Genomic DNA, 15,908 nt, shown 5'->3' with positions numbered 1-15,908 from the left:
GATTTCCTTCGGTGTACATAGGCTATCCGGTTGGATAGGGAGAGCTGACCGGTAAATACAAACAGACTTAACCGGGCTCTTTGAACTCCTTTTTTAGTTTTCCAATAGAACTAAATCTCTGTGTATTAATGTTTATCTCCTAAACCTTCCTTCTTTTATGTTGTTGAGACTTCCAATCATTAATTTAAAAAAGGAGAATCAATCATGAAAGAAAAGAAAATAGCCCGTGAGGCAAGAAACAAGGAGAAACTAGCCGGTGACGACTGGGTAATGGCAGAATTTTATGCAACGTGGTGCCCTCATTGCAAACGCATGGAACCTTTGGTAAAGGAGTTCAAAAGAGAAATGGAAGGTATAGTTGAAGTGGTGCAGGTCGACGTAGATGAAGAAAGCGAACTGGCTAATTTCTATACGATAGAATCTACTCCTACATTTATCCTTCTCAGAAAAGGGGAACAGTTGTGGAGGCAATCCGGCGAACTGTCTTTGGAAAGACTGGGAAGAGCCGTGAGGGAGTTTAAATCTTGAAAAAGTATTAATAAGAGGGAGTATTTCCCTCTGAAAGTTTTAAATCATGTTATGAAACATGCTTTTTTATTTGGATAATTTGCGGATATGCTAAAAGTCCGTATCTTTGCACTGTGTTTTTCATAGTATTAGATTTAAGGTTAACAAAAGGTTGGAGCAAGGCGTTGCTCCTTTTTTTATGCTTATACGTTTGCAGGGCTTTGGCACTCTTTTGTTAAGTAAGTCCGAAAATCCGGGTAATCATTGATTTCCGGTCAGCCTCAATTCATATAGACAGGCTTGTACTTCCTCAGGGCTACCGGTATGCTTTCCGGCATCATCCGAGAGTTTGATACACTCTCTCCATTCTTGGTTGACATTCATCTTGCATTGTGTCAGTTTCATGACGATATTGGAAGGAGTGAATCCGGTATCATTGGTGAGATTGGTGCCGATTCCGAAAGAACAACGGATCTTGCCTTTGCAGTAATCTTGTATGTCGAGCGCTTTAGTGAAGTCGAGCGCATTGCTGAAGACTATTGTCTTGGTGGTTGAATCAATGCCCAACTCTTTGTAACGGGCTACCAGCTTATCGGTAAAATCAAATTCATTTCCCGAATCGCACCGGACACCATCAAAAAGTTTAGCCTGCTTACGACTGAGGTTACTAAGAAATATACCGGAAGTGTATGTATCCGAAAGCGCAATGCCTAAATCGCCGTCATAGACATTTACCCAGTTTTCGAGTGCCATATAGTTGGCATGTTTGTATCCGAATTGAGCCCCGTGAAACATGAACCATTCATGCGGATGTGTTCCCATCATTTTCATGCCGTACTTCATCGCGAAATAACAGTTGGAAGTTCCCGTACAATACCGGGCCGTTTCATTCAGCCTTTTGATGACTGTTTCCTGTACGTCGATGGAAAACCGTCTGCGTGTGCCGAATTCCGAGAAACGTAGTTGGTGCTGATTGGATAATTCAACCTTTTCTGATAGCTTGCAGAGTATCTCGCCCATATCGGCTACATTACCGGTGAACCGATTCTTAATCTCGGATACAATGGCGAGCAGAGGGACTTCGTATAGCGTGACTTTATACAGGAAATCACTCACTTCAATGTGTAGATGACCGGCTTCGTCCAGATGGATAGCGATCTTCTCCGGGTCGAAGCGGAAAGATGAAAGCCATTCCCAATAAACTCGTGGAAGAAACCGGCAGTTGCGTGTCATATAGTTCAGCTCATCTTCCGTAAGCCTCAACCGGCTCAGTTTATGAAATTCGCCTTTGAGGGTTTCCAGGAACTCTTCCGTATATTCGGTTTCATTTCTATCATTGAAACTGAAAGTACCCATTGCATAGGGAAACAATTTAATATAAGCATACGAGGTGGTAAACTTATAGAGGTCTGTATCTAGTAATGTTTTAACAATCATGCTATTCGTTCTTTATATTTAAAAACGTTGTAAAGTTAGCATTTGTTGAACAAAACGACTGCTTAATTGCCAATAATTACTTCTTGGGCTTTTTCTAATACGCCAAATCTATCCTGTCGGTAACATCGTGGGAAAAATATATTTTTTATTCGTTAATTCGGTAAATACGTTTTTTTGAGGGGCGGGTGATCGTCTGATAGAAGTGCAGACAAAAGACGGTACATTGCCGTGAGAAGCAGAATGTACCGTCTTGATGTTTTCTGTCAGAGAGACTTTATGATAGTTCGACTGTAGGATTATGAATGGTCAGTCCACCGTCTACCACAATCGTTTGTCCGGTGATGTATCGTGCATCGTTGGAGGCCAGAAATGCAATGGTGGCTGCAACGTCTTCCGGTTCTCCCAGATAAGGAGTGGCACATTGACCTAAAAAGATATTGCGGACGTCTTCATTGAGATTGTTCACAGCAGCGGGAGTGAGCACCAGACCGGGGGCTACGGCATTGCAACGGATATTTTTCTTTCCCATTTGGGTAGCGATATATTTGGTCAGGTTGATAACACCGGCCTTGCTGGCTCCGTAGAGTGTTCCGTTTGCATCGGCTGTTATTCCGCTGATAGAAGCTACGTTCAGGATATTTCCGCCGCCATGGGCTGTCATGATGGGAATGACTTGTTGCGAGAGATACATGGTACAACAAAGATTCAGGTGAAAGGCTTCATCGAAATAATCGATGTCCAGTTTCTCAATGTTCAAATCACGTTTGGGGTCGGTTCCGCCTACATTATTAATTAGCACGTCCACCTGCCCGTATTCTTTCATTGCGAAGTCAATCAATTCTTTACAGCTCTGGAGCTCTGTAGCAGAGAAATATACAGAACGTACGTCGGCTCCTGATTGGGTGAGTTCGGCAGCAAGCTCATCGGCTCTCTCTTTCGAATAATCGGCAATGACTACTTTGCCTCCCTCGGAGACGATACGACGTGTCGTTGCTTCGCCAATACCGCCGGCAGCACCGGTGATGACGACTACTTTATTTTCAAATCTGTTCATATAATGGAAATTAGATGGTTATCTTCGGTTAAATAACAGATAATAAATGAATTTGTTATGCACTGTAAACCATCTTTAATAGTAATCGATAGCAGATTCGAAAACTTTTGCATCTAACTTAGTTTTATTGACTAAATATTTAAGAAGACTGTTAAATGTTAATGCCTGACTGCTTATTTGTTAATGCGCTTCTTATTCTATTAAACCATGTTATAAGATATCCTGTTTGGGCTTTAAAATTTGGAGATATGCAGAAAGTCCGTATCTTTGTACTGTGTTTTTCATAGTATTAGATTTAAGGTTAACAAAAGATTGGCTGTCTGGGATAGATAGCCTTTTTTTATGCCTTAAACTCAAGGGTGAAAGAGGTAAGTTTTAGAACAATGAGTATTGTCCGTTCCTCAGACTTTTCATATCCCGTTCTTTCACCACGTCGTCTTCTGACAAATTTCCGATAAGTAGGGGAGAGTGTTTATCATGTTTCTTCATATTGTATTCCACGCTGTTATAGTTACCTTTGATGGCATAGCAGTAAATGCATCCGTTGAGACAACTTTCATAAGTGCCTATATCGATACTTTCAATGCAGTTGCAGATGTTGCGCTGATTCTTATCCTTTTTAGCAAGAATCGGATAACCGGTAATTCTTTCAATCAGTTCTTTGTCGACACATAGCCCCGCAGGAATGTTCAGATGTCGCAAGTCAACTTTAGAGGTACAGGTATCCAATTGGAGGGTTGGGTATGCATCCATCGTTTGCCTGAAAGAAACGGCTATCTCTTCTATTTCTTCTTTTGCCGGCGGCTTGATGTTGAACTGTCCTACAGCGGTGCGGATGTGCTGATAGTGATCGATGAACCCCAGCATACATTTTTCAGTATGATCTTTGAGTCCGTCGGCAATACGGGCAAACGCTTCTTTGTGGAAGGAGACGTTGAATTCTTCGTTCGTCAATATCGGGTCATAGCGCCAGATAACTTTCTCCCTCCCTATTTTATCGGAGAGACGTTTAAAGATGTCTATTCGTTTAGCAACAGAAGGCAGGTTGTTTTCTAATTTTTCTCCATATGGATTTAAAGTGAACTGGAAGTAGTATTTGTAGTCTTCCAGTTTATCCAGCTTCTCAATCATCGGAGCCGGATTTTTTGTCCAGAATACAATACAGTCTATTACGGCAGGATTTAAACTGACCTTGCTGATCATCTTGGAATTGAAAGGATTGGGTACTAACACATATCCTTCCTTTATCCGGTTGAAGAACCATGGAGAATAAAATGCCGGAATATCTGTCCGGCGACTGGCACTGATTATCATATATCAAAGTTACGGTAAAACAACCGTATCCCAATATTTTTCGGGTGAAAAAATGATAAATGGAATGGAGATTGGTAACCTCCTTACTTATTGGCATCTGTCAGCAAGGGAGTATATTGAATAAAGATGCTTATATTATATGTTGGAATGTCACTTTGAGGAAGATTGTGAATGAATATGTTAAATGTTAACATGAGAAGTCTAAAATGTTAATAGGATTTCGAGACTATTAAACCGTGTTATAATATCGTCTGTTTTGGCTCTGAAATTTGCTATTTACCTGAAAGTTGGTACTTTTGTACAGTGTTTTTTTCATAAGTATTAGATTTAAGGTTAACAAAAGATTGGTTGCTCGCGATGAGTAGCCATTTTTTGTTTTTATACGGTTGCAGGTTCTTTAATCATGGTCAGCAGCATTTTAAATCTTTCTGCTGCCGTAAGGGCATGCGGAGCGTTAGCCGGGAATACGATGCTTTCTCCTGCTTTTACAGTAAATAGTGTTCCGTTTACGGTAATATTTGCACTGCCTTCCAACACTTGTACGAGTGCGTCGAACGGAGCACGATGTTCACTGAGCCCTTCACCTTTGTCAAAAGAGAATAAAGTGATGTTTCCTGCCGGACTTTTAATTAACTGTTTGCTGATAATGCCTCCTTCTGAATAATCGATAAGGGAAGCTAAATGAAGTACTGTTCCTTTTTGAAATGATTGTTCCATAATTTCCAGTTTTTAATGAATATAAGATATAACAGTTATCGAAAGTGTATTGTTTGTTTATAACAAAACTCGATTTTTATTGTTATAGTACGAGTTAGTTATCGCATGGCTTATTAAAGAAGCGAATCGTTCTATCTACAACTTAAAAACTTAACATTATGAAGAAAAAAATCTTATTGTTTGGAGCACTGGTCGGTGTTCTGCTATTGTCTTCCTGTTCGGGAGGGAACAAGAAACAAACTGTGTCTTCGGAGAGCCCGGAGGAATTGGATAACGCTAGTAAAGTGATCAATTATTATCATACGTCACTTATCGTATTGAAACATATTGCCAATGCGAAAGATATAAATGCGGTATTGGGATATATGGAGCAGACAGGTAAAGTGCCTGAAGTAGCTCCGATTGCGCCTCCGGAAATTTCTGCACGAGACACTGCCGAACTAATGGACCCGGGAGATTATTTTAATGCGGAAGTCCGTCAGAATCTGAAACAGAATTATGCCGGATTGTTTCAGACAAGAACACAATTCTATGCTAACTTTAATAAGTTTCTGTCATATAAAAAAGCTAATGAGACGGCTAAAGCCGGTGCGTTGCTTGACGAAAATTATCGGTTGAGTGTGGCATTGTCTGAATACAAACAAGTTATTTTCGATATTCTGAGTCCTTTGACAGAGCAGGCGGAAAAAGAAATTTTAGCCGACGAACCCTTAAAGGAACAGATAATGGCCATGCGCAAAATGTCCAATACAGTACAAAGTATCATGAATATATATTCCCGCAAACATACGATGGACGGTCCGCGGATTGACCTGAAAATGGCAGAGTTGAGAAAAGAATGGGAAGCTGCGAAAAAACTTCCGGCAGTGACAGGTTATGATGAAGAAATAAAAAACTATCAAAGTTTCCTTTCTACTGTAGAGTCTTTCATGAAAGATATGCAGAAAGCAAGGGATAAAGGCAAGTATTCGGCTGAAGACTATGATGCGATGTCAAATGCCTATGAGTATGGGTTATCCGTGATTTAATAAATGAAATGTCTCTTTTTTACAATACATTTTCAAACGAGGGCTTTACTTTTGCATTTGAATAAAGAAGTAATATCTTTGCTGTATGCAATCATTTCAGATTATAAAACCCTGCACCGCGTTAGCACCTTATATCCGGCATTACTGGATATTGCAGGATGACGCGGTGTTTCCTGTTGCCGAACGGGTTTTGCCTGTGGGTTGCATGCAGATGGTATTTCATAAAGGGAGACAGCTTCTGTCACTGAGTGAGTCGGCATTACAGCCGCAATCTTTTATTTCCGGTCAGTCGGTCGGATTTTCCGATGTGCAGTCAACGGGAAAGATTGAGATGATCACTGTTGTTTTCCAGCCATATGCGGTCAGACCATTGCTCCATATTCCCGGTTATTTATTTCATGGACAGAATATTTCTACTGATGCGGTGGAAGATGTGGAACTGTCGGATTTAGCCAAACGGGTGACTGATACTTTTGATAATATCGCTTGCATTCGTTTGATTGAGCAGTTTTTCATTCGCCGTCTGTACTCTTTTGCGGAATATAATATGAGGAGAATGTCTGCCGTTTTCCACGAAATAGACCTCCAGCCGCAAATTAGTATTTCGCAGATGTCGGAAGTGGCTTGTCTGAGCAGCAAACAGTTCGGGCGGATTTTTGCCGATTATGTGGGAACGACTCCTAAGGAGATGGTTCGAATTGTTCGTATGCAGCGTGCATTATCAGTGTTGCAACAGAATATGGCCGCTCCTTTTGTACAAGTAGCCTATGAATGCGGGTTTTCAGATCAATCTCATATGATTAAGGAATTCAAACTCTTTTCCGGCTATACTCCTGCAGAATACCTTTCCGTTTGTGTTCCCTATTCCGATTATTTTTCGGATCTCTGAAGATGTCCTTTTTTTCCTATCGGGACTTATGCGGTTCTCCTACTTTTGCATTGTCTTTGCAAAGGCTTAGTAGTAACCATAAAAAAAAGAATGAGATGAAGAATTTAATTGCATTTTTTGAGATCCCATCCACTGATTTTCGTCGGGCAGTCGACTTCTATGAAACTGTTTTGGAAACCAAACTTTCTGTATTTGAATGCGAAAAGGAAAAAATGGCGTGTTTTGAGGAAGAAGGTGAAACTGTTGGAGCCATTTCTTATTCCTCAGAGTTTGATTTCCTTCCTTCGGAACATGGAGTTCTGATTCATTTCAATTGTGAGGATATAGCGCAGATTCTGGAGAAAGTACTTCAGAAGGGTGGAAAGGTAGTGATTCCCAGAACAAAAATCGAAGTGGAAGGTAGGGGCTGGTTTGCTGTATTTACTGATTGCGAGGGAAACCGGATTGGTATCTATGCTGAAAAGTAACTAGTCTGTACCGCAGTATTGTGAAGTTCGCCCCAAAAGTCAGATATAAAGCTTTTGGGGTTACTTCATTTTCTTTCTTCTGTTTATTCTATAGGAATATAGATTTCCGTCAGTAATTCTTCGGGGGCTGTATCACGCGGATTATTCAGATAACGTTCGGCACTAGCCTCGTCACGTAGTGTACATTCCATTTCGGGCAGATATTTTCCATAAATTGTATCATATACAGCTTGCAGGTTATCATACGATCCCTTATAAAGAAAGATTGCATAGCGTCCGGCGGGGAGCGTTTTGAATCCGATATCGCCTTTCGGGGCAGTTTTTATGGGTAGCACCATGCACACATCCGTACGTAGTTTCTCTGTTGGTGTTACTTTCGGGTCATCATGGTAGATACAAAGAGGGCTACAGTCCCCCATCGGCAGGTTTTGTTCTCCGATAAACTGGCACAAGCGTATCCAGGTACCACAGTAGTCATTTTGTTTATAGTCACCTGAAAGGCGGATATAGATCAGATTCCGTTCGGGTACATTTTTTATTTCTCTTTTCAGTTCCAGGTCTGGCCTGATAATCGCTGGTTTCATAATTACAAAGTTTTTATTGTTTCGATACTCTAAAGGTGAAATACCATAAAATTGCCTGAACACTTTAGACAATGAAGAAGGCGAAGAATATCCGATCCGATAGGCAATATCGGCTATGGGAATATTCGAGTAACGTAGTAGCCGTGCAGCTGCTTCTGTCCGCGTCCGGACAATAAACGTGCCGACAGGCTCACCAAGGAAAGCTTTCATAATCCGATGGAAGTAGAAAGGAGAGAAATTTGAAATTCTGGCCAGTGATTTCAAATCAATGTCTTCTCCCAAATGCTGGTTGATGTATTCAATGACGGCATTTACACACTTCTGATATTCTTCCTGGGTTGTCTTTTTCTGTTGCATGGGCTGATTTTTATTTCACTTCGCAAAGGTATGGGTAAAAAAGGTAGCAGACTTGTCCGATGTTGCTAAAATATATTTTTTCTAGTAAGATTCGAAATTTGTCATGTCGGGCTTCCGGGAATCTTTTTTGATAAATCACTGCTCTTCCAATGTCGTAATGGCATAAAATTTGGTCAATAGGTCGACAATTGATAACGGAATAATTTTCAACGTTTAAATAACGTTAATCTTACGAATAAAAAACTCTATTTTGTAACAAACTATTTCTAAAAATGTTATCTTGCTTTCGAATTATAAATAAAGAATAGCCATGGATAAAAGAATTGTAGGGACTAATGCCGGGAAAGTCTGGCTTGCCCTAAAAGAAATTGGTGAAATTTCGATACCAGAGTTGGCGAGAAGATTAAATTTGAGTGTTGAAAGCACAGCGTTAGCCGCCGGCTGGTTAGCGAGAGAGAACAAAATCTGTATTCAGAGAAAAAATGGACTACTTGCTTTATCAGATGAAAACAGTTTCCCTTTCAATTTTGGATAATTGTTGATTTTGTCTGTAGATATTCTTGTAGTTCCGCTAACTTAGAAGTAAGGAAATATCTGTGGAATACCATAAGTTGAGCTTGAACCTGAATAGATTATTTTTTTTGAAAGAGTTACTTGGTTTGCCGGGTAACTCTTTTTGTTTTTAATAAGGCTTGTTTCTTTATTATTAATATACGAAAAATATGTACTTTTGTGTCGGAATAATATGTTGAAACTGACAATAAAAGAAGTTTATGGGCAAATTTTTGCTTATTCTGGGGCGCGGAGTTGGTCAGGTGATGTTTCAGAATAATGCGCTTTCAGGGGCGCTAATGTTGGTTGGAATTCTTTTGAATTCATGGCAAATGGCTTTGTTGGCCGTTGCAGGTAATGTGATAAGTACGTTGACCGCCTATATTTCCGGTTATAGTCGTGAAGATATAAATAATGGGCTATATGGGTTTAATGGTACTTTGGTAGGGATAGCGGTCGGCGTGTTCATGTCGGTTACTGTCGGCTCTTTGATATGGTTGGTGCTTGCTTCCTGTTTATCTACCTGGATTGCCCGTCTTTTGGGGTTGCAACGTTTTTTGCCGGGGTTTACGGCTCCTTTTATTCTTGCCGTATGGATATTGCTGGCTGTTTGTGCCTGGATGTTTCCTGCTTTGTTGCTGTCTTCGGGAGATGCTTCCGGAGAACAAAGTTTGGCATTTTTCCGTGCATTTAGCCTGAATATAGGACAAGTAATGTTTCAGGGAAGTAGCATAGGACCGGTGTGCTCTTTCTTTTGGGAATTTTGGTCAATTCGCGTGTGAATGCTTGTTATACGGTTTTGGGAGCGTTGCTGCCTATTCCTGTAGCCATATTATTGGGAGTCGAAACGACGGCAATGAATGCAGGATTGATGGGATATAACGGTGTGTTATGTGCCATCGCTTTAGGTGATAAGACGTGGAAGGGAGGAGCATATGCCATATTCTCTGTGTTATTATCTGTTATGTTCCAACTTTGGGGGATGAATGCCGGAATCACTACACTGACTGCCCCATTTGTACTTTCTGTCTGGGTAACTCTTGGTTTACAGAAAGGAATGAGGGCTGTTACCAGAATCTGATGAACCCATATATACTTTCTTCCGGGAGGAGAGAGTTAACGAATTTATTTCTATATTTGCAGTCGGGACAGTAAATAAAGAATCATTCATCTGCTTATGAAACTCTGTATATAGCTACGCTCAACGGATAGCGCATTTTTTTCTATAATGAAGCTATTCTGCTAATCCGGTAGGTCAAATCTATCGGGCAGAGAATTCTTATGTTTTTTTTATGAATTTGCGGAGTTGTGTATTGTATCGGATGCAGTACGCAGTTTCGTGTTATTTAAAGTTGAGCAATGAATAATTATACTTATAAGCAAATCTGGCTTATCAATTTTCCTGTAATGATGAGCATTCTGATGGAGCAATTAATCAATATTACTGATGCTGTTTTTTTAGGACACGTAGGGGAAGTCGAGTTGGGGGCGTCTGCACTTGCAGGGATTTATTATCTGGCAATATATATGCTGGGATTCGGATTCAGTATTGGATTACAAGTGATGATTGCCCGTAAAAACGGAGAGCAGCATTATCAGGAGACCGGACGAATATTCTTTCAGGGATTATTGTTCTTGTCGGGGATGGCAGTCTTGCTTTGTTGTTTCATTCATTTTGCTTCTCCGTTTATTCTAAGGCGGTTAGTTTCTTCTGATGAAATATATCAGTCAGTCATTTGCTATCTGAACTGGCGTAGTTTCGGATTGTTGTTCTCGTTTCCTTTTCTGGCTTTCCGGTCTTTTCTGGTAGGGATAACAAATACCAGAGCATTGTCGGGAGCAGCTATTGTTGCGGTTTGCATTAATATTCCCCTCAATTATTGGTTGATATTCAAGTTGAATTTGGGAATTTCCGGAGCGGCGATGGCATCTTCTCTGGCAGAGTTCGGGGCTTTCTTAGTGCTTCTGGCATATATGCGGATGGGAGTAAACAAGATAAAATATAGATTGAAGTTTGTCTATGATAGGAAATTGTTAGCGAAGTTATTGGACTTGTCGGTATGGAGTATGCTCCATGCTTTTATCAGTGTTGCTCCCTGGTTTCTCTTTTTTGTGGCAATAGAGCATTTGGGGCATACGGAACTGGCTATTTCTAATATTACCCGTAGTGTTTCTACTTTATTTTTTGTAGTGGTGAATTCATTTGCTTCTACGACCGGTTCATTGGTCAGCAACCTGATTGGGGCAGGACGTGGGAAAGAACTTTTTCCACTTTGCCGTAAAGTTCTTAAGTTAGGATATCTGTTCGGACTTCCATTGGTGGGAGCGGCTCTTCTATGTAGTCAGTGGATTATAGGATTTTATACGGACAATGACTGGTTGGTAGAACAGGCATTTTATCCATTTATGGTCATGCTGCTGAATTATATCTTTGCCTTGCCCGGATATGTATATATCAATGCTGTCACTGGAACGGGAAAGACAAAACCGGCTTTTGTCTTTCAGCTGATAACGATATTATTATATTTGAGTTATTTGTATCTTTTGAGTGAATGGTTTCATGCCCCTTTAGTAGTGTATATGACTGCGGAGTATTTGTTTGTAATCATGCTGGGGATACAATCTCTTTTGTACCTGAAGAGAATATTGGATAAGAATATGTACTTTTGCACCTCTGATGATTGATACTTTTTTTCGAAATGACAGAAGATATAAAAAATAAATTGTTAATGTGTGCGGAGATTTATCATTGTGCCGGATTTATTACAAGTGATCCGGTGCAATTTCCGCATCGTTACACACTGAAACAGGATATAGAGATAAGTGGGCTGTTGACCGCGATTATGAGTTTTGGTAATCGCAAGCAGATATTGAAAAAGGCAGATGAACTGCACCGGTTGATGGGAAGCTCACCATATCAGTACGTATTATCATGCCGATGGAAAGATGATTTTCCTGCGGGCGTGACGAATAGCTTTTACCGGATGCTTTCCTATGCCGATTTTTACGGATATTTTCAACGTTTGTATTTGGCTTATTCTCAGTTTGAAAGTTTGGAAGATGCTTTGCACACGTATCCCGGGATACCGATGGAAAAGTTATGTGCCTTTCTTGGAGTTTCTGCTAAAAGCCCTCAGAAGAAACTGAATATGTTTCTTCGTTGGATGATTCGTCGTGATTCGGAAGTTGATCTGGGCGTTTGGAAGAGTTTTGACCGTAAAGATCTGATTGTTCCCTTAGATACACATGTTTGTCGGGTAGCTTATTACTTCCAATTGACGGATGCGGAAACTTTTTCCTTGAAAAATGCCCGTAGGATAACTGCAGCATTGGCTGAGGTCTTTCCGGATGATCCCTGTCTGGGTGACTTTGCTTTATTTGGATTGGGGGTGAATGGAGAGATTTAAGTTCTGTTTACCCGGCTTTTTATTTTTTGGTCCAGATTCGTGTGTTAAGATTTAAATCCTCTATAATGGAGACTAATGCATGAATCATACTGAAATCGTTCTTGAGCTGGCTAAGGTCATCAATAGATTTCCAGATGCTGGCTTCAAAATGATTCCTGGATTCGGGAATGGCGATCAGGATATTGGAATCTTTGAAACTAATTGTAATGTTTTTATTGAATTCTCTGTCTAATGCGAGAAGACGTTCCATCATTGAAGGAGAAAGGAGATAACGTGCTTCAATTTGGTCTGTGGAGTAAACATCGAATGTCTTTTCAAAATCCGGGTTTTCCAGCTTTACCCGTGAACCGCTGAAGCTTAGTTTGAACAGACTGTTCCTTAAAACAGTGGTGTGCCCCTGAAAATCTTTCTGAAAATCGGCGATGAAAAGGAAACCTTTGAAAATATCTACCCAATAATGACTCGTTTGTCCTTTCGAATTGACACGTGTTTTTCTTTCTTCGGCATGGACTTCCGCACAACTAAAGTCAGTTTTTCCTACCCGCCCTTGTATGAGATCTTCTGTATGATAACGGTCGGGCGAAGTAAACAGGCCGCAGCTCCGGAATATACCTTCTTTGATTCCCTCTTCCGGTGTGAAGATGGCATTATCACAAAATGATTGCAATACTTGTGCGATAACCTTTTGTTTATAATACGAGGATAATTCCTGAGATTTGGCGTTTACACAACTGTAGTATGCCAACAAAGCAAGCCCAGCTGCAATACCAACTCCAATAAGTGCAGCGTTGATATAAACTGAAAATGCAGAGACAATCACGAAAACAACCCCTCCTACCCATATTCCGGTGGACTGTCCTTGCTTTTTTAGTTCTTTGCGTTTTTGCTCGAGGCTTTGCAGGGTGGGGGAAAGGCTTTGTGTTAATGTTTCAAATTGCGGGTTTTCTGCCATATTTTATATTTGTCTTTACTGTTTCAACAGGTTATTAACATTTGGAACAGCACGTTCCTGTTCGGAAATGGAGAACACATTTTTGCGCGTGAAACCAAACATTCCGGCTAACAGATTTGACGGAAAAGTCTGTACGGCATTATTATAGTCAGTGACACAAGCGTTAAAAGTCCGGCGTGCTGCCGAAAGTTGTTCTTCTGTTTCATTAAGCGCACGTTGTAGTTGTTCAAAGTTTTCAGAGGCTTTCAATTGCGGATAGTTTTCTGCAATGGCAAAGAAGTGTGTGCAGGCCTGTGAGAAAGCAGAGTCCAGATTTTCTTTTTCCTGACTGGAGAAAGAAGCATACGACTTGTTTCGCATTTCTGTGATTTGTGCGAATGTACTTTTTTCGTGTTCTGCGTATTGTTTGACTGTAGCTACCAGATTAGGAATCAGGTCGTATCTCTTTTTTAGCATTACATCAATGGCTCCAAAAGCATTTTCAGTCTCATTCCTTTTTCTTACCAGCGAGTTGTAAATAGCGATGAAAATCACTGCAATTACAGCTATAATGATGAATATAGTCATAACTAAGTATCTGGCATCCTCTTGCCGCTTTCTATTTTTGTGAATTCAGAGTTATTTTGTTGCGTCAAAGATAAAGAATAAAACTGAAAAACGGAACAGCCTTTTCAGTAAAAATGTATGGTAGAATATTTGCTGAATATATCTGATGGCAGCCAGATAAAAGGGAAATTCCGGTTATAATCGAAAAAAGTGGATTCAGAATCAACTTTTACGGTTACAACCGGAAATTTAGACAGGTATCAGGATGCTTGCATTTTGTTTGTGTATTCTTGCCAACCGGGTGCGGTTTTATATTTTTCTATGGATTCGGCGGGAACGCGAATGACGGTAATGTCATCCGGAAATCCGTACCATACCTTTTCAAATACTTGTGGAGGAGTTCCTCCTTCTACTTTGACTTCTTTAATACCTGTATTATTGAAAGCTGAAAAATTAATCTGTGTCACATGCTCCGGAATGGTCAGTTGGGTGACTTTTCTGTTGCCACCCAATAATCCCTGTCCCAATATTCGGATACTTTGTGGAATTTCGAAATGTGTTAATTTCGGGCATCCTTCAAAGCAATAAGCTTGAATTGTTGCATAAGGGTCATCATTGGATGTCGGTCCATAGGTTGTCACTTCTGTCAGTTCCGGACAATAGTAGAAAGCTCTGCTTGCTATGTTTACAATACCATTAGGCAGTTTTACAGTGACGATACCACTTTCCCGAAATGCTTCCAAACCTATTGTTTTAACACGCTCAGGTACTTCTATCAGCTTGAGCCGTGAGGTATTTAAGAATGCTTGTGCACCGATTTCTGTTAGCATATCAGGCAATAGAACTTCTTCAATACCGGCATATACAAAGGTGCTGGCAGGCAGTTTGGTTATCTTTGTCTGACTTAAATCCACCTTTTTCAAGTTATAGCAATAGTAGAATATATCTTCTTCAAGTTGTTCCAGAGTCGAGGGAAATATGACTTCTTGAATGGTAGAATTGAAGAAGGCCATATTTCCTATAGATTTTAGTCCCTCATTAAGTATTACCTTGTTTATTTTGCTGCCGTTAAAAGCATTTTTGGGAATAGACTTCACGCTATTGGGAAGCGTGATTTCATCGTATCCTTTCAAAACCTCCGTCAGAACTCCATTTTCTACGCGGACAGGTGAAACCTGAATAGTGAAGCTTCTTTGCTTTCCTTCTATCGTTATGGTTACTTCCTGTTTGTCGACAGGGATAGATGAAGAGAAACCACTGATCTGTTCCGGGGCAACACTCACAGGTCGTTGTTTCCCATCATCATATTCGCCTGTCACTTTGAGTCCAGTTAAGTCTATACTCTCTCCTAATGCATAAATCGTTTTTGCAGGCAGTTGGTCAATAGAAAAATTTTCAAGTAAGGCTCCTGTCGGTTCAGATGGTTTTTCCGTCGGAGGTGAATCCTTTTTATATTCATCGTTTTCGGTGCTGCAACTTATTAATGTAAATCCTGCTACCATTTGCAGCCAAAGTATTATAATTATATGAAGTCCGGTTTGTTTCATTGTAATCAAGGTTTAGTTAGGGAATTGGGTCAAACGTATTTCTATTTTTACGACTTTTCCGGCTTCTACGCTTCTGCCGGAAGACCATATCTGGTAATTATCAGGGCCGCCTCCTTCTTGTACCACGAATGTAAAGAACCGTTGCGACTGTGCTGCGAACCATTCTTCTTGTGGTAAAATAAAGGTGGCTATCCCGCTTTCATTGGTCCGGGCAACCGCAGTAGGTAAGGTCAGATTATCTTTCTCAAATACTTTATAATCTTTTTCATTATACATCTTTACGGGAATACCCGTTGCAATTTTTCCATTCTCATCATAAACGACAACCACTACTTTAGCTTCTCTCACTTCTTCGTTTCCTTTTTCACATGCTATCATAAAAAGTATGATACCTAGTAGAATAACAATTTTTCTCATAATCTTTTTTTCAATTTTAATCGAATGCAAAAGTAGCGAGATTGTATCAATTTTGAGTTATGATACAACCTTATAAATCTAACACCTCTATTTGGAAAATGTTGATATTCAGATTGTTATTTTGTGTGGTGCT

Annotated in this window: 16 protein-coding genes and 1 pseudogene; 8 read left to right on the top strand and 9 right to left on the bottom strand. The window is 40.2% G+C overall.

What is annotated here, in order from left to right; translation table 11 throughout:
- Nucleotides 1–204: 204 nt before the first annotated feature.
- Nucleotides 205–528 (top strand): thioredoxin family protein, encoded by a 324-nt coding sequence (locus K6V30_RS23870; RefSeq protein WP_055269845.1) that lies wholly within the window; start codon nucleotides 205–207, stop codon nucleotides 526–528.
- Nucleotides 529–768: 240 nt separating this feature from the next.
- Here K6V30_RS23870 and pncB read toward each other — a convergent pair whose 3' ends face one another.
- The 4 genes from pncB to K6V30_RS23850 form a co-directional block, all read right to left on the bottom strand.
- Nucleotides 769–1,944 carry a nicotinate phosphoribosyltransferase gene (gene pncB, locus K6V30_RS23865; protein WP_010539116.1) on the bottom strand — a complete coding sequence of 392 codons (1,176 nt, stop codon included), beginning with the start codon at nucleotides 1,942–1,944 and terminating at the stop codon, nucleotides 769–771.
- Nucleotides 1,945–2,218: 274 nt separating this feature from the next.
- Complete coding sequence (gene hdhA / locus K6V30_RS23860) at nucleotides 2,219–2,998, bottom strand: 7alpha-hydroxysteroid dehydrogenase (protein ID WP_055269847.1); 780 nt, start codon at nucleotides 2,996–2,998, stop codon at nucleotides 2,219–2,221.
- A 375-nt stretch (nucleotides 2,999–3,373) separates the two neighbouring features.
- Nucleotides 3,374–4,312: a DUF1848 domain-containing protein gene (locus K6V30_RS23855; protein ID WP_010539114.1), complete on the bottom strand. Its 939-nt coding sequence runs from the start codon at nucleotides 4,310–4,312 to the stop codon at nucleotides 3,374–3,376.
- A gap of 378 nt (nucleotides 4,313–4,690) precedes the next feature.
- Nucleotides 4,691–5,029 carry a cupin domain-containing protein gene (locus tag K6V30_RS23850; protein ID WP_055269848.1) on the bottom strand — a complete coding sequence of 113 codons (339 nt, stop codon included), beginning with the start codon at nucleotides 5,027–5,029 and terminating at the stop codon, nucleotides 4,691–4,693.
- Between the two features lie 158 nt (nucleotides 5,030–5,187).
- On the opposite strand from K6V30_RS23850, the gene K6V30_RS23845 reads away from it, so the two are divergent.
- From K6V30_RS23845 to K6V30_RS23835, 3 genes are all read left to right on the top strand, one after another.
- Nucleotides 5,188–6,057 carry a DUF6845 domain-containing protein gene (locus K6V30_RS23845; protein ID WP_055269850.1) on the top strand — a complete coding sequence of 290 codons (870 nt, stop codon included), beginning with the start codon at nucleotides 5,188–5,190 and terminating at the stop codon, nucleotides 6,055–6,057.
- Nucleotides 6,058–6,142: 85 nt separating this feature from the next.
- Nucleotides 6,143–6,946, top strand: a complete 804-nt coding sequence (locus tag K6V30_RS23840; RefSeq protein ID WP_055269852.1) for a helix-turn-helix domain-containing protein — start codon at nucleotides 6,143–6,145, stop codon at nucleotides 6,944–6,946.
- 95 nt (nucleotides 6,947–7,041) lie between these two features.
- Nucleotides 7,042–7,413, top strand: a complete 372-nt coding sequence (locus K6V30_RS23835; protein WP_022301841.1) for a VOC family protein — start codon at nucleotides 7,042–7,044, stop codon at nucleotides 7,411–7,413.
- Nucleotides 7,414–7,496: 83 nt separating this feature from the next.
- Here K6V30_RS23835 and K6V30_RS23830 read toward each other — a convergent pair whose 3' ends face one another.
- The gene (locus K6V30_RS23830; protein ID WP_055269854.1) at nucleotides 7,497–8,354 is read right to left on the bottom strand and encodes an AraC family transcriptional regulator; all 858 of its coding nucleotides are present in this window, start codon (nucleotides 8,352–8,354) and stop codon (nucleotides 7,497–7,499) included.
- A gap of 310 nt (nucleotides 8,355–8,664) precedes the next feature.
- Between K6V30_RS23830 and K6V30_RS23825 the strand changes: the two genes are divergently transcribed.
- The 4 genes and pseudogenes from K6V30_RS23825 to K6V30_RS23810 all read left to right on the top strand — a co-directional run bounded on the left by K6V30_RS23825 (nucleotide 8,665) and on the right by K6V30_RS23810 (nucleotide 12,313).
- Complete coding sequence (locus K6V30_RS23825; protein ID WP_010539108.1) at nucleotides 8,665–8,889, top strand: winged helix-turn-helix domain-containing protein; 225 nt, start codon at nucleotides 8,665–8,667, stop codon at nucleotides 8,887–8,889.
- A 238-nt stretch (nucleotides 8,890–9,127) separates the two neighbouring features.
- Nucleotides 9,128–9,987, top strand: a pseudogene (locus K6V30_RS23820) (urea transporter).
- A 278-nt stretch (nucleotides 9,988–10,265) separates the two neighbouring features.
- Complete coding sequence (locus K6V30_RS23815; protein ID WP_022301844.1) at nucleotides 10,266–11,591, top strand: MATE family efflux transporter; 1,326 nt, start codon at nucleotides 10,266–10,268, stop codon at nucleotides 11,589–11,591.
- A 14-nt stretch (nucleotides 11,592–11,605) separates the two neighbouring features.
- Complete coding sequence (locus K6V30_RS23810) at nucleotides 11,606–12,313, top strand: TIGR02757 family protein (RefSeq protein WP_055269883.1); 708 nt, start codon at nucleotides 11,606–11,608, stop codon at nucleotides 12,311–12,313.
- Nucleotides 12,314–12,332: 19 nt separating this feature from the next.
- Here the strand turns inward: K6V30_RS23810 and K6V30_RS23805 are convergent, their stop codons facing one another.
- From K6V30_RS23805 to K6V30_RS23790, 4 genes are all read right to left on the bottom strand, one after another.
- Complete coding sequence (locus tag K6V30_RS23805; protein ID WP_010539104.1) at nucleotides 12,333–13,265, bottom strand: DUF3137 domain-containing protein; 933 nt, start codon at nucleotides 13,263–13,265, stop codon at nucleotides 12,333–12,335.
- A 15-nt stretch (nucleotides 13,266–13,280) separates the two neighbouring features.
- On the bottom strand, nucleotides 13,281–13,832 hold the full coding sequence (locus K6V30_RS23800) for a LemA family protein (RefSeq protein ID WP_010539103.1): 552 nt from the start codon (nucleotides 13,830–13,832) through the stop codon (nucleotides 13,281–13,283).
- A 239-nt stretch (nucleotides 13,833–14,071) separates the two neighbouring features.
- Entirely contained in the window at nucleotides 14,072–15,358 is a 1,287-nt protein-coding gene (locus K6V30_RS23795; RefSeq protein ID WP_055269857.1) for a leucine-rich repeat protein, read from the bottom strand.
- Nucleotides 15,359–15,370: 12 nt separating this feature from the next.
- The gene (locus K6V30_RS23790) at nucleotides 15,371–15,775 is read right to left on the bottom strand and encodes a hypothetical protein (protein ID WP_010539101.1); all 405 of its coding nucleotides are present in this window, start codon (nucleotides 15,773–15,775) and stop codon (nucleotides 15,371–15,373) included.
- Nucleotides 15,776–15,908 lie beyond the last annotated feature (133 nt).

The organism is Bacteroides faecis, assembly GCF_020091505.1.
Lineage (GTDB): Bacteria > Bacteroidota > Bacteroidia > Bacteroidales > Bacteroidaceae > Bacteroides > Bacteroides faecis.
Note: the sequence above shows the minus strand (reverse complement) of the source record. Positions and strands in the feature narration are given on the sequence as shown.